Here is a 19,260-nt window from a genome sequence, read left to right as displayed (position 1 = left end):
CGAAAACCTGGGTGTCGATCGTGCGGATCGGTCGGTGTCCAACATCAGCGGGGAGCTCCGGATGACTATAGCGAACCACCTGCGCTGATGGTAGCAGTCACACGATGGAATTCCCGGCCTCACGAGTCCCGGAACGACGAGAGGGCCCCCCGATCTTCCGATCGAGCGGCCCTCGTTCGTCAGGCCTGGTCGGAGCGAGCATGTTCCCGGCCGAAGGTGGTTGGCCACCCGCGGCCCGGGGACGGATCGATTCGACCCCGCTCGGCCAGGGTCAGTTCCTGCGCCCGAACAGGCCCGAGAGGAAACCTCGACGAGGACGAGGCTCGTACTCCCCTCCCATGATGACCGGATCGCCGACCGTATACGGAGGATCATCCGGCTCCGAGACGATGATCCCCCGGGCCCCGATGGGGGCCTCGCCTCGGACCATCCCCGAAGGAATTCCAGGGGTCGTCGAAGGCGGCAGGCTGGCGGGGTAAACGACCTCGGTGCCAGCCATCGGACCCGTCGCCGAGGGGGAGGGCAGCGCGGGAAGGGAGATGGGCCTCGGCCTCGAATCGGGCAGCACGGCCAGTTCAGGCATCGACGCCCCCCGGGGAGACGACGCTCCTCGGCCGGCCTCGGAGACGGGGGGGGCCACCGAGGGGAGCTCCGAGGGGGGCGGCACCGATCCGGGAGACGTCGAAGCCCCCGGCAGGTCGAAGGGGGACGGTGCGGCTGGTCGATTCCCCGGCTCGGAGTCCGGGACGGTCGGGGTCCGAGGCTCGAACGGATCCTCAAAGGGAGACCGCGACCTCCCGGGCATCTCAAAGGGAGACGCGCCGGAGTCGGGACGATCCAGGTCGAAGGGGGATCGAGCCGGCGGGAGCTCCGGGAGCAGGTCGTCCCGGCCGTTCCCTCGGAACGGGTCCTCGTCCTCGGCTCCCAGCCCGCCAGCACCGAAGTCATCGTACCCCAGGCCACCCTCCTCCGGGATGTCCAGCGGCAGCCGAGCCAGATCCGCCTCCCAGTTGGGTGCCTCGTTCGACGGGCATCCCCAGCCGGGCGGGAATTGCCGCCAGCAGGTCGGGTAATACCCGTAATACTTGTTCCGGTACAGACCGTAGACCGGCTTCTCCTGGGAGCAGTCGGGCCGCTCCCGCTTGTGGATTGGCAGATTCGGGAGCAGCTGGGCCTCGGCGGCCGATCCCCCCAGCAGGGCGACCAGCACCGCTCCCATCGCCGGCGACCGCAACGTCCTCCTGCCCCTCATGGCCTTCGCCTCGCTGTGTGGATCCGAGTCGCGGAGACGCTCTGGGACCATCCCTTGAGTCCGGCTCCCCCGCCCGTTCACCCTCTTCGAATCGGGTGTGGGGAAAACCTCGCTTCAGGGAATCGGGGCAAAGCAGCGAACTGCGAGAATCCGCGCGATTCAGGGGTTATGCCGGTCGGGTGGATGGAATCGCTCCCCGTCCGCGCTCCAATCCGATCACGACGATTGTTTGGCGAGTGGTCGGCCCAGGAGACGATGAAAACTCTCGAGACGGGGAGGGGGGGGCCGTTTGGGAGGTCTCCCGCTCCGGGAGTTCGGATTTTGGGGGGGTGAGGCTCATGCGACTCCGGTTCCCTTGGTGGGCGATCCTCGGGACGATCCTGCTCTGGCCCGGTCCCGGCTCGGCCTGGGCACGGCAGTCGGCAGGGACCCCGCCTCCGTGGGCCCGGACCCCGGTGCCCGCCGTGAATCCGTATGCCTGGCCGATGCAAGGCTCGGGGGACAGTTCGCTTCTGTTCTTCCTGGCCACGCAGTACCGGGCGGCTCGGGAGGTTCGAGCCGCGTCCGAGCCGACGATGGCCCCGGCACAGGCTCCGACCCCGTCCTACCGGATGTTCCCCGGCGGTCCGGCGGCGGCGAACTATTTCGGGAGGACCGTGGCGGTTTCCCCCGGCGGAGCGATCCGAAGCCCGGGCGCCGACCAGCGGTATCGCCGCTATTTCGGCCGGAGATGATCGGGGAAACCGCCCGTGTCCGGGATCGAATCGAGCCGGGCGGCGATCTTGCCGATGATTCCCTTGACAAACTCGGGTCCGACCGACTCCCGCCGGGGATCAGGTCGGGACCCGGACGAGAGCGCGAGCCAGGAGGGGCGCCCCGGCGAGGAGCCGGCGATGGCCCCCCGAGTCGAGAGGGGGCGGAGTGTCCCTCCGACGGCCGAACCCGATCGAAGGGCAGGAGTGTCGCATGGATCGCACACGGACGGCTCGATGGCGGCTGCCCTGGGTCGTGCCGCTGCTCGCCCTGGCGGCCTTCGGCTGCCAGACGGTCAGGACTCCCGAGGAGAAGATCGCGGCGAGCAACCTCCCCAGGGAGCTCGAGAAGACCTCGATGCCGGAGTACGTCGTCGAGCCCCCGGATCTGATCCGGATCGAGGTGCTCGAGGCGCTCCCCGGCCGCCCGATCACCGGCGAGCGGCTCGTCCGTCCCGACGGCAAGGTCTCGCTCGACTTCTACGGCGAGATCTACGTGGCGGGTCTGACCATCCCCGAGATCAAGGAGAAGGTCATCATCCACCTCCGCCAGTTCCTCACGGATGAGGCCCTCGGCCTGATCGAACTCAACCCCGAGACGCTCGAGTACGAGAAGATCCCGCCCCGGGAATCGAACCGGGTTTTCGTCGACATCGCCTCGTACAACAGCAAGGTGTACTACATTCAGGGAGACGTGATCCAGCCCGGACGTCTCGTGCTCACCGGCAACGAGACGGTGCTCGACGCGATCAACTACGCCGGCGGCCTGCTCCCCACCGCGGCTCCCCAGAACATCCGGCTGGTCCGGCCCGCCCCGCCGGGAGCCTGCTGCACCCAGGTGCTTCCGGTCAATCTCGCCGCGATCGTCAACGCTGGAGACACGACCACCAATTACCAGCTGATGCCCGGCGACCGCATCGTGGTCTATCGCGACCCGATCGTCCGGACCAGCGTCTTCCTGAACCGGCTGGCCGAGCCGTTCTTCACCGTGGTTAGCGGCATCCAGTTCTACTCGTTCGCCGCCCGGAGCCTCCAGTTCCTGAATCAACCGATCAACAACACGACCAGTGGAACCAGCTCCAATTCCACGGGCACCTCGCTCCTGAACCCCGCAGGGGTCCGCTAACCCTCGCCTGACCCCCGACCGGAAGGGGACGGGAGAGGATCAGGATCAGGCCCGGGAGCGTGGCCCCCCTCCGAGCGAGGGAGCCACGCTCCCGGGCCGTTTGTCATCTGGTCGTTTGTCATTTGGCCGTTTGTCATTTGGCCGTTTGTCATTTGGCCGTTTGTCATTTGGCCGTTTGTCGTTTGATCGTGCTTGCGACCGTCCGGCCGGGAGCACTAGACTCGAACCCTCCCACCGAAACCCCGACGACCGGATGACCTCGGGAACCTGATGCGAGTGCCCACCGCAAAACGCGCCCGGATCGCCGCGATCCTGCTGTGGCTCCTCGGCGACTGGGTTTGCCCCTCCCTCGCCCAGGATGATGCTGAACCCCCCGATCCGGACGGCCTGCGACCCGGCCTCATCGCCGGGTTCCGCCCTTCCCGGGAAGAACCTGGGCATCCGCATCCCGAGGGCGAGATCCTGCGGATTGACCGCTCCCTCGTTGCCGACTGGGGATCAGCCTCCCCCGATCCCCGTCTGGAGCCGGGACCGATCTCCGCCTTCTGGCGCGGTTGGCTGCTGATCCGACAAGGAGGCCCCTATCGCTTCCGACTCACCACCAACGGCGACGCTCGCCTCCGGATCGGTGATCGGATCGTCTCGGGAGAGGGGAGCGACCCGATCGACCTTCGACCGGGCCTGGTCGCGCTCGGGCTCGACCTCGAGGGGAATGCCGACACGTCCCGCCTGGTCGTCGACTGGGAGGGACCCGGCTTCGGGATCGAGCACATTCCTCCTCATCTCCTCGTTCACGAGGTGGAACAGTCCCCGCCCCTGGATCGATTCGAGCAGGGCCGGAGGCTCGCCGACCAGCTCGGCTGCGCGAACTGCCATGCGATGCTCGGCATGCCGGTCCACCGCGACCTCGGGCCTCCTCTCGACGCGGCCAAGACGATTCGGCCCGAGTGGTTGACCGACTGGCTCCGCGACCCCTCCGCGATCCGACCAGGCTCCCCCATGCCCGGCTTCGGGCTCGACTCGGGACTCGCCGCCGACCTTGCCGCGTTTCTCCGATCCGTCTCGGACGCACCGATCGAGCCGGATCGCGAGGCCCTCATGGCGATGAACGTGGCCGACGCCGGAAGAGGCCGCCTTGCCTTCCGATCCGCCGGCTGCCTCGGTTGCCACCCTCCCCCCGAAGAGCCGACCAGGCAGAGCCCCGGGGAGGGGCCCGATCTCTCCGGGATCGGCCGGAAACGTTCGCCAGAGGCGATCGCGTTCTTGCTGGGAGGCGCCCGACGATCGGATCCAGGGCGACATCGGCCCTCGCTCGGCCTCTCGACCGACGCCTCGGCTCACCTCGCGACCTACCTCGGTTCCCTGGCCGATCCCGGGGCCGGCCCCCGGGAGCGGGGGACTCCGGAGGGGGATCCCAACCGGGGCTGGATCCTGGCCGCGTCGATCGGCTGCGCCAACTGTCACCGCGTGCCCGGTGTTGAGCCCGCCTCGGCGCCGCCGCTTGTCGCCGGGAGTCCTCCGGCGGCCGGCTGCCTGGCGGACGATCCTCCTGGGAGGGTCCCGAGGTTCGACCTCGACGACGATCAGCGGGCCGCGCTCCGCGCTCTGATCGCTGGCCTGCCCTCCGGCCCCGGCCGGATCTCCGACTGGACCCTCGCGGAAGATGCCCTCCGCCGCAGGAATTGCCTCGGCTGCCATTCTCGGTACGGCGAGGGGGGCGAGCGGCTCGGTGCTCGGCTGGCCGCCTTGCTCGCCGAGGATCGGGAACTGAACGCGCTGAAGGGAACGCTCACCCCGCCCGACCTCTCCTCCGTAGGGGCCAAGCTCCGGCCCGAGTACCTCGACCAGGCCGTCCGAGGGCTCTCGCCGACGGCCCGCCCCTGGCTGTCCGTCCGCATGCCCCGCTTCGCGTTCGAGGACGGAGAGGCCGAGGCGATCGTCTCCTACCTTCAGGGATTCGACGCGATCGACGACGCCCCGGCCGATCCCGAGTCGTCCCCGTCCCTCGGCGTTCCGGTCGGCATCCGGCTCCTTGGCCGGGACGGCTTCTCCTGCGTGTCGTGCCACGTGATGGACGGCAAGATTCCGCCGGGGGGAGAGGCCGAGACGCTTGGTCCTGACCTGACCCTGGCGCATCGTCGTATGTCCCGGGCCTACTTCGATCGGTGGCTGGCGGATCCCCAGCGGATCATTCCCGGCACGCCGATGCCCCAGTTCCTCCTGACCGTTCCCGGCACCGAGGGGACGCTCCCCCAGCAGCTCGGCTCGATCTGGGACGCCCTGGGAGATCCCGAGATCGCTCGGCTCAGCTCGACTGCCGCCCGCCAGTTCCTCGTCCGGCAAGGGGACCGCGCCTTGGTCGTCCGAGATCTGGTGGTTTCCCCCGACTCCCCCGCCGAGTCCTATCCGAGGGCGGTCGCCATCGGCCTGATTGGCGATCGTTCGTTGCTGTTCGACGCCGATCGCCTCTCCTGGATTCGCTGGTGGGACCGGGGCTTTCTCTCCCGCACCAAGCAGGGTCGTCTCTGGGAGTGGCACCCCGAGGGGAGGCCGCTCCGAGTCGCCGACGAACCGCTTCCTCCCGTCGCCTTCCGGGAGACTGATGGGGCGATCACCCTTCCCCAGGAGGAGCGCGGACGCCTCGGCTCCTTCCGGGAGCTCGCCTTTGAAGGGGACGGAGTCCGTCTCTCCTACCGGCTGAACGGTCCGACCGGGGACCAAATCGACGTGACCGAACGCATCGTCCCCACCGAGGACGGCTGGGAGCGCCTCGTGCTCGTCACCGGCACGCCGAATGGCGTCGAGCCGGTCGTCGTTGAGATCCCCCCGCCCGATCCAGGTCGGGGAGATTCGATGGTCGAGCTCCTGAACGCTGCCGGAGAACGGATCGAGGAGCGAACGACCGTCGGCCCGGCTCGCGCGAATGCCCTGATTCTGGGCGAGGGCTCCGGGCCCCCCGAAGCCCGATCGTTCCGGATCCGGGTCCGCATCCTCCCCGGCGATTGAGCACCGGAAAGGTCCTGGGCCGGTCGCGGCCGCAACCGGCCCGATGGTGGAGGCGGTCCCCCGGAGGAGGCGGAGAAGGGCGATCCCGACCGAGCAGAAGACCGGGTCCGCCGGGCGGGCGAACCCGGTCTGGGGGGGATCACCTCCAGGGACCGGAGATCAGTCTTGCGAAGGGGGCGGGCCGCCGGGACGGCCGCCCCGACCACCACGACCACCGCGTCCGAAGCCACCGCCGAAGGGCATCTCGAAGGGCTCGCCGGTCATCTCCTTCCAGGTTGCCTTCTGCTCGTCGGTGAGGGTGGCCATCGCCTTCTCCACGCTGGAGGAACGGAGGGCCATCAGATCCCGCATGACGGCGCCGGGTTGCTCGGCCTGCCGGGCGTTCTCCATGATCGTCCGAGCCTCGTCGCGGTACGAGGCGATCACCTCGTCGATCTTGGCGACCTGATCCTCGCTCAGTGTGAGCTTCTCGCGGACCTCCGGCGAGGAGAAGGCATCGATTCCCTGCATTTGCAGGTGAATCTGCTCGACCCGGGCGAGTTGCCCCTCGTCGAGCACTTCCTTGAGCTTCGCTCGCGTCGCGTCCTCCCGCTCTTGAAGGATGGACTGCATCTTCTCGCGACGAGCCTCGGGATCCAGGTCGCCCAGCTCCTGGAAGAGCCCGCGCATCGAGCCGCGCTGCTCCTCGGCGATGGCCTGGATCTCGGAGATCTGGTCATCGGAGAGCTTCAGCTCCTGCTGCACGGGGGGCGCCATGAGAGGCTGGATGAGGCCTCCCATACCCATCCCCATGCCCATCCCCGGGCCGAAGCGTCCCTGACGGGGTCCCTGGCCCGGGGCGCCGGGTCGCTGGGCGAGGACGGGCGCCGAGAGGATGGCGGCGATGCCGAGGGCGAGTGCAAGCGTCCGGGATGCGTTCATCGATAATTCTCCCCCAAGTCGGGTCGGGCCCTCCGGGCTCCGCCGAGGCCGCCCCCGGGGCATCCCGGGGCACGCGCGGCCCCCGATCGGGTTGAGGCCGGGCCGACCTGCCGACCTATAGAACACCGAGCGTCAGAATTGGTGTCGTCGGCCCGACCGGTTGTCGCCTCCGGATCAGACGGGTAACCGACCCGAGGCCAGCTCCTCCTCCCATTGGTCCAGCAGGGGCCAGTCGACGGCGCACGTGCCGAAGTCGGCCAGGTGCATGTACGTCTCCAGCCGGGCGATCGTCGCGTCGATGAGCGCCACGTCCTTCTTGAAGATCGGGCCGTGCGAGGGGAGCAGGTACGACACGTCCGCGTCTCGGATGCGCCGCAGGCTGCGGACGAATTCCACGAGGTTCGACCCGTGGTGTGCGTCGATCACCCCTACGCTGCCATCTCGGAAGATGTTGTCCCCGGAGAACAGCAGGTCACCCATCCGAAAGGCGAGTTGGCCGTCGGTGTGGCCGGGGGTGCTCCAGACCTCAAGCGTGCGCCCGCCGACCTCGAGGATGTCCCCCTCGTCGACCGTCCGGTCGACCTTGCACTTTGGCATCGGGATGTGGATATTCTGGGCGTCGATCCGGCTGAAGGTGGCGATCTCGTCCCCCGACTCCAGCAGGGGGACCGACTTCGGGTGCGCTACCACCGGGCACTTGAGCACTTCCCGGGCGCGGGCCAGGCCCTGGGTGTGGTCGGCGTCGGCGTGGGTGGCGACGATCATTTTGCAGGAGGAGAAGCTGAAATCCATCTGCCGGATCAGCTCCAGAACGTCCCCCAGCTCGTCGAGGAAGCCGACGTCGATGAGAAGATACTCTCCGCCGCCGTCGATCAGATAGATGTTGACGCCCAGCCGACGCCTCGCCTGGACGTTCAGCTCGATGACGCCGGGGAAGATGTAACGTCGCTCGACCATGGGGACCCGCCTTCCTCCTCGGCGGCCGTCGCGCTGCGCCTCCCGGGCGCCGGGGCGCTTCGCTCGCGACGACCCGGGGGCCTATTATAGAGACTCGGGCCGCGTCGGCGGCGCGAGCTCCCGGCCCTTAGCGAACGATCCGCCAGCGGTGCCCGTCCCAACCCTCCTTCCCCACCAGGGGCACAAACCGGCAGGCGACCGACTGGCGGTCGACCGGCTCGCCGAGCCGGCGCTCGATCACATGGAGCTGCTGGTACTCCTCCGAGCCGATCGGCACGACGATCCGCCCCCCTTCGGCCAGTTGCTCGAAGAGCGCGTCGGGCAGGTCCGGGGCCGCGGCCGTCACCAGGATGCGGTCGAACGGTGCCTCCTCCGGCCAGCCGAGGGTGCCGTCTCCGACTCGGAACCGCACGTTCTCCCGCCCGAGGACCCCCTCGAGCCGCTCCCGGGCGGCCCTCGAGAGCGGCTCGTGCCGCTCGACCGTGTACACCTCGGCCGCCAGGCGGGACAGAACGGCCGTCTGGTAGCCACTGCCGGTACCGATCTCCAGGACCCTCTCCCGGCCCGAGAGACCGAGTTCCTGGGTCATCAGGGCGACCATGTAGGGTTGGCTGATTGTCTGGTCGCAGCCAATCGGCAGGGCGCGGTCCTCCCAGGCCATCGCCAACTGCGAGGGGGGGACGAAGCGGTCCCTGGGCACGTCGGCGATGGCGTCGAGCACCCGGGGGTCGTCGATTCCCCGGTCCCGGAGCTGCCGGACGAGCTCACGCGCGAGCGGCTCACGCGGATCGAGCATGGTGGGCCCCTTCGCTCGAGGAGAGTCGGACATCCCGGATCTCGAGCTGGACCTCGCGACGCCCGTTCCATTCGTTGATCGAAGGCAGGAACGCAATCGCGCAATCGGTGCCGGGGGCCAGCGTCGCCAGCCGGTCGGCCATGTTCCAGGCGATTCCCTTGAGCGTTGTCCCGTTCTGCGAGAGCCGCAGTTGGACATGATTCTTCCGGTCCCCGACGACCCTTGGCTCGCCGACGATCCGCACCGAGTCGCTCGAGAACACCGGTCTCGGATTTCCGACTCCGTAGGGCTCCAGCCACTCGATGGCCTCGACCACCCGGAGGCTCAGTTCCGCCAGACGGACCTCGGCGTCGATGTCGAGCTTACGAACCTTCTGATCCTCGGTGAGCGAGCCCCGGCAATGGTGGTCGAATCGCTCGGCGAAGCCGTCGAAGCGGTCGGGGGTCATTCGGAGGCCGGCGGCGGCCCGGTGGCCGCCGAAGCCGAGCAGCCCGTCGGAGCAGGCCCGGATCGCCTCGTAGAGGTCGAAGCCGGGGATCGAGCGGCCCGAGCCCTGGCAAAGATCGTCGCGAAGGGCCATCACGATGCTCGGACGGTGGTAGATCTCCGCCAGGCGGCCGGCCACGATGCCGATCACCCCGGGGTGCCAGTCCGGGTGTCCGAGCACAACCGCCCCGCGCTCGCCGAGCCCGCCGACGGCCTCCATCATCTGCTTCGCGTCGGCCACGATCGACTGCTCGATCTCCTGCCGTTTCCGGTTGCAGGCGTCGAGTTGCTCGGCGATGTTCTCGGCCCGAGCCGGGTCGTTCGTGGTGAGCATCTCGACGGCGAGCATCGCGCGTTCCAGGCGTCCCGCCGCGTTGATCCTCGGGGCCAGGCCGAAGCCAACGCTGCCGGTCGAGAGCTTCTTCCTCCCCAGGCAGTTCGACACCCGCATCAGGGCGGTCAGACCCACTGACGGGTTCGCCCGGATGCCGTCGAGTCCGTGCCGGACGAAGATTCGGTTCTCGTCTTCCAGTGGCACCATGTCGGCCACCGTCGCCAGGGCGACCAGGCCGAGGGCCTCCATGAGGAAGTCTCTCAGGTGGGGGGACGCCTTCTTGCCGTCGCCGAAGCTCTTGCAGATCTGCCAGGCGAGCTTGAACGCCACTCCTGCGCCGCAAAGCTCGCCGAACGGGTACGTCCCGCCGGGGAGCCGGGGATGGACCAGGGCGTCCGCTTCGGGGAGATCGGGGCCGATCGTGTGGTGGTCCGTGACGATCAGCTCCAGCCCCAGCTCCCGGGCGACTCGGGCCTCCCGAACCGAGGTGATGCCGCAGTCGACCGTCACCACAACCGAGCCGCCCAGCTCCGTCGCGACCTTCTTCAGGGCATCGGCATTGAGCCCGTACCCCTCCTCGACGCGATGGGGGATGTAGTACTCGGTCGACCGGGCGCCGGCCAGCCGGAGGCAGGACCAGAGGATGCTCGTGCCGCACACGCCATCCACATCGTAGTCGCCGTAAATGACGATCTTTCGGCCGTCTTTCACGGCGCGAACGATTCGATCGGCGGCCTCGGCGACGCCGGGGAGCAGCTCGGGGTCGTGCAGGCTCTTGCGGCGGGCCTCGATGTAGTCGATCGCCTTCGCCGGGTCGTCCACCCCTCGGTTCAGCAGAATCTGGGCGACGAGGGGAGGGATGCCGGCCTCCTTCCCCAGCCAGGAGACCCGCGCGGGGTCGCTCGGGCGGAGCTGCCAGCGGTGTGACGACATCGTCCCCTCCCTCGCCCGGGCCTCGGGGATCAACCCGACCGATTGGCGGCGAGGCGGAGCCGTTCCCGGTCGAGGTCGATCACCAGGTCGGCGGCCCCCGACTCGGGAACCGACCGTCGGATCAAATACATTCGGCCGAAGAGCCGCTCCTCGGGGGCGGGCAGCCGGCCCCCTGAGATCCGGATGGCCACCGTCCCCACCGCCACGCCGTCGGTCTTGAAGGAGCCGTCCGGGAGGATGCGGGCGGATCGTAGACGGCCCACGGTCCCCTCGACCGGCAGGAACTCCAACCACCCCTGGGTGATCGGCCTCCCGCCCAGCACCACCCGGCCGGCGACCGGGGCGGTCGGCATCGGCTCGGGGCCGAGCTCCTCGGCGCATCCGGCGAGGGACGCCAGCGCGGCGAGAATCACGCCCCTCGCTCCCATTCTGACCCGGCGACCGGCCTTGTTCAACGATTCCTCCCGGGCAGAATCGGCGTTCGTCACCGGTTTCGAGCGGAAGGGCAACCGATCCGGATCACTCCGATCAGGGCGATCAAACAGGCGATCGGGGCGAGCGGAACCCATCCGGCAGGTCGTGCAGGGCGTCTCGATACGCTCTGGCGTCCTCCGGATCGAGCAACGCGGCGTGTCCGGTTTCCTGGGGCAGGGGGAGGAGGCGTCCCCCGTCCCCAGGGCGGCCGGAGGGCCGTTGCATCGCGGAGGGATCGGCGAAGATGAGCCCTCCCGCGCGGCGGTCGGCCAGCAGTCGGCCGACGGGGCCAAACAGGACGAGCGTCCCTCCCCGCATCCGGAGCCCCGCCCGGTGGCCGGCTCCGCCGGCGACCACGACCGTGCCGCCGAGCATGGCGGCGGCGACGGCGTCGCCGGCCTGTCCTCGGATCGCGACTCGACCGGAGACGAGCCCCCGGGCGGCGCCGTCGGCCGCCGAGCCGGTGCAGCGAATCGTCAGGCCGGGGGCGTTCAGCCCAGCGGCGAGTTCGGGGCCGGCGTTCCCGACGACCTCAACGACCGCCCGCCAGTCGCCGTGAAGGCCAGAGGCCAGGAGCCGCTGGCCCTCGACGTCGACCAGGCGGACCAGCGTCCGGCCGTCGTCGAGGGCCCGGGAGAGCTCAAGGTTGATCCGCCGGTAGTCTCGGACCAGCGCCACGGGGATCTCGAAGGCCGGAGGGCTCGGGGGGCTCGGCACGGCGATCTCTGCTTGGCTCGGTTCGGGTCGGTGCGGCTCAGGAGGCGTCCGACAGGGCGAACTGGCGGCCGCCCGGGACGAACGTGTTCTCCTGGGGCCGATTCTCGTTGAGGAACCCGCGCAGCTCGTTGAGACGGGCGATCACCGCGTCTCGGGCGGCGGGCCGCTGGGAGCCGACGGCCCGGGTCAGCTCGACCGAGGCCCCGGCCAGCTGCCGGATGAGCTGATGGACCCGCTCGACGTACTGACGGTGCGGGCCCAGCGCCTGGAGGTTTCTCATGCCCGACTGCCGGGGGGGGAGCTTGGAGGAGCCGTCGAACGCCTCGAAGATCGGCTCGACGAGCAGGCCGGTGAGGTACTTGACCCGCTCCGGATTGTAAGAAGCGGCCTCTCTCGGATCGCTGAGTTCGACGATCCGGCCGGCGATCTCCTCGGCGAGCCGGCCGAGCTCATAGGCGGCCAGCGAGTAGTTCAACTGGGGGTAATTCGGCGGAATGATGTACATGCCGAGCGACCAGCCAGCCCAGGCCCGGCTCTCGATGCGGAGGTCGTCCGAGGCCAGGGCGGCCATGGTTTCGTCGGCGAAAATGGCCCGCTCGCGATTCTGGATGCCCGAAACCTGCCGCAACGCGCCGAGCGCCTGGAGGGCCCTGGCCTGGGCCATCCAGTAGGCATCGGGATTCGACCGGAGGAAGCCGACCAGGGCGGTGGCGGCTTGCTCCCGGTCGGTGGGAGAGAGTTCGATCCCGGTCGCGAGGGCGATCCGCTTGATCCCCTCGGCGGCCAGTTGCTTGACCAGCAGGGGCTGCGTGTCGTCGGCCAGCAGCGGGACCAGGATCCGGAGGGCCTGAGGGTCCTCCATCCGGCTCAGCGCCTGCATGACCTGGACTCGGGCGTAGAGGTGGTTGGAAAGCAGCTCCGGAGCGATTTCCAGGAGCTTGGTGTTGTAGACTTGGAGGAACCGGCGGTCACGCTGGTCGGCCGGGACGTCGGTGTAGGGGAGCATCAGGTATCGGCCGCCGGTCTCGATCTCCTGGATCCGGCTATACTGGCCGTCGGGCCGGGAGATGGCCTCGATGTTGGAGTGATCGGTGAGCTGGCGAGCGGCTCCTTTGATGAACCGGTCGATCATCGCCGGGTCGAGCCGGGCGGAGCCCCGGGCCATCTGGGCGATCAGGCGATCGGAGTTCCTCGGCAGGATGATGCCGGTGTACAGCTCGGGAAAGTTCCCCTGCATGGCCGCCGTTGCGCGGGGATCGACATAGACGGAGTCCTGGAGGACCTCCTGGCGGTCGGCTTCCTCGGGGGTGGTTTTGGTCTCGTCGGGCTCGGCCTGGGTTGGGGCCGGTTCGTCCTGCTGGCGGGCGTCGGCGGGAGGGATGGCCGCCAGCATGAGGCCGGTGGCGGCCGCCAGCGTCGCGAGCCGGAGGCCGAGGCCCCTCAGCCAGGCCGGGAGGTTCGCATCGATCATGATTCGAAGGCCTTGAAGGGGACGATGGGGCCGACGCCTCCGGACCGATCCCGGGGAGGGGGCCGGAGTTGCCGGTTTTCTCTGCGGCAGGCAAGACTTATGACTTCGACGCCCGCCGGACGCGGGCGGTTCCCCTGATATTCTACCACGGGCGCCCGGGGCCGTCAGGGCGCCGGCCGCTCAATGCCGCCTCGGGTCGGTCTCGGCGATGATGGCGCTGACGGCCCGCTGGTTGAATCCCTTGAACCCCTCCCGGCGCTGGAGGTTCTCCAGGTGGCTGCCGATCGCCCCCTCGGCCAGGAATCGGGCGTGCTGCTCAGCGTCGATCCAGCCCCTGGCCAGCAGCCGGTCGGCCCGATGCTTCGAGACCGGCCAGCGCTCGCCCTGGGTGAAGGCCTGGCGGAGGAAGGGGAAGTCGCTGAACGGCTTCATCGTGACGATGCCGTCCTCGGCTTCCAGGTCTCGGCGCAGGGCGTCGAAGTCAAACTGTGCCTCCAGGTGGTGCATCCCGGCGTCCAGGAGCGATTCCCCGTGCAGGCCGACCCAGAGCCCCACGGTGTTCGGTCTCGGCAGGTCGGGCAGGAGGGTATGCGCGAAGTCCTCCTCGACCTCCTCGGGGGCCAGATCCAGGTCGGCGAAGATGACGATGCCGGTCGAGGGGTGCTCCAGCACCTGGGCTCCCCAGCCGGCGTCGGTTCCGGCGTGGAACGACTCGCGAAGGGTGAAGCCGAGCCGCTCGAAGATGCGGATCACCCGGGGGAAGAACCGCCGGGAGCAGCGGAACGTGTGGTGGTCGTGGTTCGCCCAGCCCAGGCCGAGTCGGTCCTGACGCCGCTTCTGCACCCGGGCCGCCCGGTTCCGGGACTCCCAGTACTCGCGCTCGACCTCGAAGACCAGGTGGCACGCCAGGTCGGTCGAACCCGCGCGCTCGATCACCTTCTCCAGCACCTGCTCGGTGGCGTCGAATCCCGCCTCGTCCTCCTCGAACCGCCGCCGACGACCCTTCCACAGGTCTTTCGCCGCCATCGCGTCCCGGGTTGAGTGGGGAGCCATTCGGCCGTCCCTCGCCCAGGAACTGGGGAACGGCTCGAATCCGAGGTATCCCCGCCGCTCGACAACGATCAGAGCCGTGTCCGCCCCGGCGACGTCCACCTTCGCGAACCGGTACGGCCCCATCGGGTAGCCGACCGGCTCCAGCCCCAGGTTGTTCGCCCCGCTAAACGCGGCGATCGACTCGACCTTCAGGGCGATCGTCGCCACCTCCGGCCCCCCCGTCGGATGCCGCACCACCGCCACCGGAGGGAACTGACCCCCTGGGTGCCGGAAGCTCGGCTCGTTCACCCCGTACGGCTCGGCCGCCTTGGCGAAGCCGAGTCGTTCCAACTCGCCGACCAGGCCGGGCCGGTCGACCAGGGCGAGGTGATCGATCCAGACGTCGATCGTCGTGCTCGTCTCTGCCTGCATCCGGTTCGCCAGGGCGGCGGCGAAGGGGTTTCCGCCGAGGGCCGATCGGAGCTTCTCCCCGAGGAACGCCTCGGTCTCGGGCCAGCGTTGCCAGTCGAACGGGGGTGCGGAACTTGGGGAGACGGTAGACATGGGTGCGGCTCGGGGATCTCGGCCTTCAAAACGAGGGGGGAGCGGGAGGGAGGCCGGTGCTCAGGAGGCCTGGTCCGACGGGAGGTGATCTCCCAGGTGGACGTGGGCCACATCCGGCCGCTTCGGGGAGTACGGGCACTCGCCGCAGAGGGCATCCATCGCACCGGAGATCAGGTTCAAGCCGACCTCGACCTGGTGACCCGTTACGCAGAGCGGCGGGCAGAACCGGATCGTGCTCGGGCCGCAGGGCAGCAGCAGCAGGCCGCGATGGAAGCACTCCAGGATGATCCGGTCCCGGAGGTCGGGGTTGGAACCGGCGGGGGAACCGAGCTCCATGCCGATCATCAGCCCCTTGCCCCGGACGTCAACGATGCAGGGGTGGGCCTTGGCCAGCTCCCGGAGGCCGGCCATGAGCTGGGCGCCGCGCTCGGCGGCGTTCGCGGCGTACCGTCGCTCGACAAGGTCGAGCGTGGCGACGGAGGCAGCGCAGGCGATGGGGTTGCCGCCGAAGGTGCTGGCGTGACTACCGGGGGCCCAGGTCATGATCGACTCCGGCGCGACGATCGCTCCGAGCGGAAGGCCATTGGCCAGTCCCTTGGCCAGGCAGACGATGTCGCCGTGTACGCCCCAGTGCTCCGAGGCGAACATTCGGCCGGTTCGGCCGATGCCGGCCTGGATCTCGTCGAACACGAGCAGAATCCCCAGCTCGCTGCACAGGGCCCGGAGCCCCGGCAGGAAGTCGTCGGGGGGGACGATGTAGCCCCCCTCTCCCTGGATCGGCTCGACGAAGATGGCCGCGGTTTCCTCGGGGGGGCAGGTCGTTTTGAACAGCTCCTTCACACTTCCAAGGTCGCCGAATCGAGCGTGCTGCACCTCGGGGACCAGCGGCGCGAACCCCTTGCGCTGGATCGCCTTCGAGGCGGTCAGACTCATCGCGCCGTAGGTCCGGCCGTGGAAGGCGCCGCGGAAGGCGATGACCCGGGGCCGTTTCGTGTGGTAGCGCGCCAGCTTCAGCGCCGCCTCGATCGCCTCGGCGCCGCTGTTGGAGAAGAACACCCGCTTCGGCCCCGGTCCGGGGGCCAGGCGGGCGAGCCGCTCGGCGAGGCGGATCTGGGGCGTGTAATAGAAATCGGTCCCCGACATGTGCACCAGGCGGCCAGCCTGCTGGCGGATCGCCTTGACGACCTTCGGGTGGCAGTGCCCGGCGTTGGTGACGGCAATCCCCGCGGTGAAGTCGAGGAAGCGGTTCCCGTCGAGGTCCTCCATCATCGCCCCCCGGGCGCGGCGGACCACCAGCGGGTACATTCGTGTGTAGGAAGGTGATGTCGTCCGCTCGTCCCTGTCGATCCACGCCCGGGCCTTCGGGCCGGGCAGCGGGTCGGAGACGATCCGGGGGTCACTGCGGTGCAGCGCGGTGTCGGAGGACATCGGGATGGGCTCCGTCGGCTCGATCGAGGCGGATCCTTGGGAGAGACGGGCGACGATCCGCCTCGAGAAGGAGAGGAGGTCGGGGCGACGGTCAGCCCGGCCTTCGATCCGTCACCGATGCCTCAAGGGATCATACGGCTCGCCGGCCGGGGCGGTCAAACCACCCCCCTGCCGTCCGATCGGGCCGATCGGTTGCATCCCCAAGGTCCAGCCGGGATCATGAGTCTCCTCCGCCCGCGACCTCGATGGCGCCCGATGGAGCCCCCGATGAGCCCGATCCGATCGGCGACGCTCGCGCCTCTGATCCTCCTGGGATTGGCCGCTCCGCCCCCCTCGACCGCGCAGGAGCAGGCCGTCCCCCAGCCCGAGCAGGTCCTCGGCTTCCGGCCCGGAGAGGACTTCCGGCTCGCCCCCTGGGAACGCGTCGTCAACTATTTCGAAGCCGTCGACGCCGCGTCTGGCCGGGTGGCCGTCCGGGAGCTCGGCTCGACGACCCAGGGACGCCCCTTCCTCGTGGCGGCCATCTCCTCCGAGGACACAATCGCCGATCTCGGCCGATACCAGGACCTCCAGCGCCGACTTTCCCTCCCCGACCCCGAGCTGCCCTCGGAGGAGGCCGAGGCGCTGGTCGAGCGGAGCAAGACGACCGTTCTGATCACCTGCTCGATCCACTCGTCGGAAACCGCCTCGACCCTGATGGCCTGCGCGTTGCTCCACGAGCTCGCCACTGGCGACGACCCGGAGACGAGGGCGATCCTCGAGAACACGATCGTCCTGCTGGTCCCCTCGGTGAATCCGGACGGCGTCGACATCGTGCACGACTGGTACGAGCGCTCCAAGGGGACTCCCTGGGAGGGCTCCGGCATGCCTCGCCTCTACCACCCCTATGCCGGGCACGACACCAATCGCGACTGGTTCATGCTCAACCTCGTCGAGACCCGGCATTTGACCCGGCTGCTCTACACCGAGTGGTTCCCCACGATCACCTGGGACGTCCACCAGATGGGTTCCACCGGCCCCCGTCTCTTCGTACCGCCGTTCCACGACCCGGTGAACCCGAACCTCGACCCCCGCATCAGTCAGGGGATCTTCCTGATCGGGGCCCATCTGGCCGCCGACCTGGCCCGGGCCGGCAAGAAGGGGGTGGCCACCCATGTCATGTACGACAACTGGTGGAATGGCGGCAACCGCACCGTGCCCCAGCGGCACAACATGGTCGGGATCTTGACCGAGGCGGCCAGCGTCAAGCTCGCCTCCCCCATCTTTCTGGAGCGATCCGACCTCCGGGGCGGCGGCCGGGGGTTCGATGATCACGAGGCCAGGGTCACCTTCGTCGATCCCTGGCCCGGCGGCTGGTGGCGGATCGGCGACATCATCGAGTATGAGCTGATCAGCGCCCGAGCCCTGCTCACCCTCGCCGCCCGGTACCGAGACTGGTTCCAGTCCAATTACCGGGCCGTCGCGATGGACCAGATCCGGAAGGGCTCCGAGCATCCTCCCTTCGCCTGGGTCGTCCCCGGCGGTCAGCGCGACCCCGGAACCGCGGCCAAGCTGCTGGAGATCCTCCTCGCCACTGGCATTCAGGCCCGGCGCGCCACCTCCCCGTTCGAGGCGGGCGGCGTCGAATACCCGGCCGGCTCCTGGATCCTCCCGGCGGCGCAGCCATACCGGCCGCACCTCAAGGACATGATGGAGCGACAGGAATACCCGGAGCGGGTCGGCCCCGACGGCCGCCCCGAGCGCCCTTATGACGTGGCCGGCTGGACCCTCCCGCTCCAGATGGGGGTCAAGGCGGTCGCGATCGCGGAGCCGTTCGAGGCCCAGGCCGAGCCGGTGACGGCCGTCGACACGACCCCTGGCCGGATCGAGGGGGATCTCGACGAGGCCGACGCGTTCTACATCACCAATCGCGCCAACGACGATTTCACGATCCTTTTCGCCCTGCTCGACGCCGAGATCCCGGTCGACCGCCTGGAGGAACCGAGGACGGTCGGGGGGCATGACCTCCCCTCCGGCAGCTTGCGGATCCCCTCCTTCGAGGACTCGCTCCGGCTCCTCAACGAGGTCCTCCCCGAGACTTCCGCGGTCGCCCTGGCCGTCGACGAGCCGCAGGTCTTCGACCTGCCCTTGCCCGATGCCGACCTCGGTCCCGAAGGCATCGTCGGGGACGGTGCTCCGCTGCCGTCCTGGACCCGGTTGAAGGCCCCCCGGATCGCCCTCTACCAACCGTGGGTTCCGAGCATGGACGAGGGTTGGACCCGACTGGTCTTCGACCGCTTCGGCGTCCCGTATCGCACCGTTCACAATGCCGACATCGTCGCCGGGGACCTGATCGAGCGGTTCGACGTCCTGGTGCTTCCCTCGATCGGCCGCCGGACGCTGCGGGAGGGTTACCGCCCCGACCAGACCGAGCCGGCCTATGTCGGAGGGCTGGCCGGCGACGGCGTCGAGGCGATTCGTCGGTTCGTCGAGGCCGGGGGCCGGCTTGTCTGCCTGGAAGATTCCTGCGAATTCGCCATCGAGAGCCTCGGCCTCCCCGTGGTCGACGTCCTCGACGGCGTTTCCAGCAATTCGTTCTACTGTCCCGGCTCCATCCTCGCCGTTCGCTTCGACGAGTCGTCCTACCTCACCCTCGGCATGCCCGCCGACGGTTCGGCCTTCTTCTCGAACTCCCGAGGCTTCCGCCCCGCCGAGGGGGCCGGCGATCGCGTCTCGGTCGCCTGCAGGTATGCCGAGACGAACCTGCTCGAGAGCGGCTGGCTTCTCGGCGAGGAGCATCTCGCCGGCTCGGCCGCCCTCGTCGACGTCTCGCTCGGGAAGGGCCGTGTCGTTCTCTTCGGGTTCCCACCTCAACACCGGGGCCAGACTCACGCCACGTTCCGACCGCTCTTCAACGCGCTTCTTGGCCCCGCCGGACCCACCCTCGGGGAGGAGGGATCGGGCCACTCTCCCCAAACCGCCTCCGTGACAAGCGGGGCCGACTCGGGGGACTGAACCCGACGGGCTCCGAC

The 19,260-nt window shown here is 69.2% G+C and carries 14 protein-coding genes; 4 read left to right on the top strand and 10 right to left on the bottom strand.

All coding sequences use genetic code 11. The features are described from left to right. Window positions 1-271: 271 nt before the first annotated feature. Window positions 272-1,252, bottom strand: coding sequence for a hypothetical protein (locus TsocGM_RS01980; protein ID WP_126723639.1), 981 nt, complete (start codon window positions 1,250-1,252; stop codon window positions 272-274). A 338-nt stretch (window positions 1,253-1,590) separates the two neighbouring features. Here TsocGM_RS01980 and TsocGM_RS01975 point away from each other — a divergent pair, with 338 nt between their 5' ends. From TsocGM_RS01975 to TsocGM_RS01965, 3 genes are all read left to right on the top strand, one after another. Continuing rightward, complete coding sequence (locus tag TsocGM_RS01975; protein WP_148114862.1) at window positions 1,591-1,986, top strand: hypothetical protein; 396 nt, start codon at window positions 1,591-1,593, stop codon at window positions 1,984-1,986. A 232-nt stretch (window positions 1,987-2,218) separates the two neighbouring features. After that, window positions 2,219-3,130, top strand: coding sequence for a polysaccharide biosynthesis/export family protein (locus tag TsocGM_RS01970; protein WP_126723637.1), 912 nt, complete (start codon window positions 2,219-2,221; stop codon window positions 3,128-3,130). A 270-nt stretch (window positions 3,131-3,400) separates the two neighbouring features. After that, window positions 3,401-6,136 (top strand): cytochrome c1, encoded by a 2,736-nt coding sequence (locus TsocGM_RS01965; protein WP_126723636.1) that lies wholly within the window; start codon window positions 3,401-3,403, stop codon window positions 6,134-6,136. 159 nt (window positions 6,137-6,295) lie between these two features. Here the strand turns inward: TsocGM_RS01965 and TsocGM_RS26420 are convergent, their stop codons facing one another. The 9 genes from TsocGM_RS26420 to TsocGM_RS01920 form a co-directional block, all read right to left on the bottom strand. Further along, on the bottom strand, window positions 6,296-7,057 hold the full coding sequence (locus TsocGM_RS26420; RefSeq protein ID WP_199756677.1) for a hypothetical protein: 762 nt from the start codon (window positions 7,055-7,057) through the stop codon (window positions 6,296-6,298). A gap of 174 nt (window positions 7,058-7,231) precedes the next feature. Then, complete coding sequence (locus tag TsocGM_RS01955) at window positions 7,232-8,014, bottom strand: MBL fold metallo-hydrolase (protein WP_126723635.1); 783 nt, start codon at window positions 8,012-8,014, stop codon at window positions 7,232-7,234. Between the two features lie 127 nt (window positions 8,015-8,141). Next, on the bottom strand, window positions 8,142-8,810 hold the full coding sequence (locus TsocGM_RS01950) for a protein-L-isoaspartate(D-aspartate) O-methyltransferase (protein ID WP_126723634.1): 669 nt from the start codon (window positions 8,808-8,810) through the stop codon (window positions 8,142-8,144). Continuing rightward, window positions 8,794-10,563 (bottom strand): single-stranded-DNA-specific exonuclease RecJ, encoded by a 1,770-nt coding sequence (gene recJ, locus TsocGM_RS01945; RefSeq protein WP_126723633.1) that lies wholly within the window; start codon window positions 10,561-10,563, stop codon window positions 8,794-8,796. Before recJ ends, TsocGM_RS01950 begins: the two co-directional genes overlap by 17 nt. 29 nt (window positions 10,564-10,592) lie before the next feature. Further along, window positions 10,593-10,976 carry a hypothetical protein gene (locus tag TsocGM_RS01940; protein WP_126723632.1) on the bottom strand — a complete coding sequence of 128 codons (384 nt, stop codon included), beginning with the start codon at window positions 10,974-10,976 and terminating at the stop codon, window positions 10,593-10,595. Window positions 10,977-11,100: 124 nt separating this feature from the next. Then, window positions 11,101-11,754, bottom strand: a complete 654-nt coding sequence (locus TsocGM_RS01935; RefSeq protein ID WP_158633336.1) for a GltB/FmdC/FwdC-like GXGXG domain-containing protein — start codon at window positions 11,752-11,754, stop codon at window positions 11,101-11,103. A gap of 37 nt (window positions 11,755-11,791) precedes the next feature. Then, window positions 11,792-13,225, bottom strand: a complete 1,434-nt coding sequence (locus TsocGM_RS01930) for a hypothetical protein (RefSeq protein WP_126723630.1) — start codon at window positions 13,223-13,225, stop codon at window positions 11,792-11,794. A gap of 180 nt (window positions 13,226-13,405) precedes the next feature. Beyond that, complete coding sequence (locus tag TsocGM_RS01925) at window positions 13,406-14,821, bottom strand: hypothetical protein (protein WP_126723629.1); 1,416 nt, start codon at window positions 14,819-14,821, stop codon at window positions 13,406-13,408. Window positions 14,822-14,881: 60 nt separating this feature from the next. Further along, window positions 14,882-16,249: an acetyl ornithine aminotransferase family protein gene (locus TsocGM_RS01920; protein ID WP_126723628.1), complete on the bottom strand. Its 1,368-nt coding sequence runs from the start codon at window positions 16,247-16,249 to the stop codon at window positions 14,882-14,884. Window positions 16,250-16,516: 267 nt separating this feature from the next. Here TsocGM_RS01920 and TsocGM_RS01915 point away from each other — a divergent pair, with 267 nt between their 5' ends. Continuing rightward, entirely contained in the window at window positions 16,517-19,243 is a 2,727-nt protein-coding gene (locus TsocGM_RS01915) for a M14 family metallopeptidase (protein ID WP_126723627.1), read from the top strand. Window positions 19,244-19,260: the final 17 nt, after the last annotated feature.

Source organism: Tautonia sociabilis (genome assembly GCF_003977685.1).
Lineage (GTDB): Bacteria > Planctomycetota > Planctomycetia > Isosphaerales > Isosphaeraceae > Tautonia > Tautonia sociabilis.
Note: the sequence above shows the minus strand (reverse complement) of the source record. Positions and strands in the feature narration are given on the sequence as shown.

Bases quoted from the DNA above. Each gene is read 5' to 3' on its own strand.
- TsocGM_RS01980 (WP_126723639.1), bottom strand. From the start codon at position 1,252: ATGAGGGGCAGGAGGACGTTGCGGTCGCCGGCGATGGGAGCGGTGCTG.
- TsocGM_RS01975 (WP_148114862.1), top strand. From the start codon at position 1,591: ATGCGACTCCGGTTCCCTTGGTGGGCGATCCTCGGGACGATCCTGCTC.
- TsocGM_RS01970 (WP_126723637.1), top strand. From the start codon at position 2,219: ATGGATCGCACACGGACGGCTCGATGGCGGCTGCCCTGGGTCGTGCCG.
- TsocGM_RS01965 (WP_126723636.1), top strand. From the start codon at position 3,401: ATGCGAGTGCCCACCGCAAAACGCGCCCGGATCGCCGCGATCCTGCTG.
- TsocGM_RS26420 (WP_199756677.1), bottom strand. From the start codon at position 7,057: ATGAACGCATCCCGGACGCTTGCACTCGCCCTCGGCATCGCCGCCATC.
- TsocGM_RS01955 (WP_126723635.1), bottom strand. From the start codon at position 8,014: ATGGTCGAGCGACGTTACATCTTCCCCGGCGTCATCGAGCTGAACGTC.
- TsocGM_RS01950 (WP_126723634.1), bottom strand. From the start codon at position 8,810: ATGCTCGATCCGCGTGAGCCGCTCGCGCGTGAGCTCGTCCGGCAGCTC.
- recJ (WP_126723633.1), bottom strand. From the start codon at position 10,563: ATGTCGTCACACCGCTGGCAGCTCCGCCCGAGCGACCCCGCGCGGGTC.
- TsocGM_RS01930 (WP_126723630.1), bottom strand. From the start codon at position 13,225: ATGATCGATGCGAACCTCCCGGCCTGGCTGAGGGGCCTCGGCCTCCGG.
- TsocGM_RS01925 (WP_126723629.1), bottom strand. From the start codon at position 14,821: ATGTCTACCGTCTCCCCAAGTTCCGCACCCCCGTTCGACTGGCAACGC.
- TsocGM_RS01920 (WP_126723628.1), bottom strand. From the start codon at position 16,249: ATGTCCTCCGACACCGCGCTGCACCGCAGTGACCCCCGGATCGTCTCC.
- TsocGM_RS01915 (WP_126723627.1), top strand. From the start codon at position 16,517: ATGAGCCCGATCCGATCGGCGACGCTCGCGCCTCTGATCCTCCTGGGA.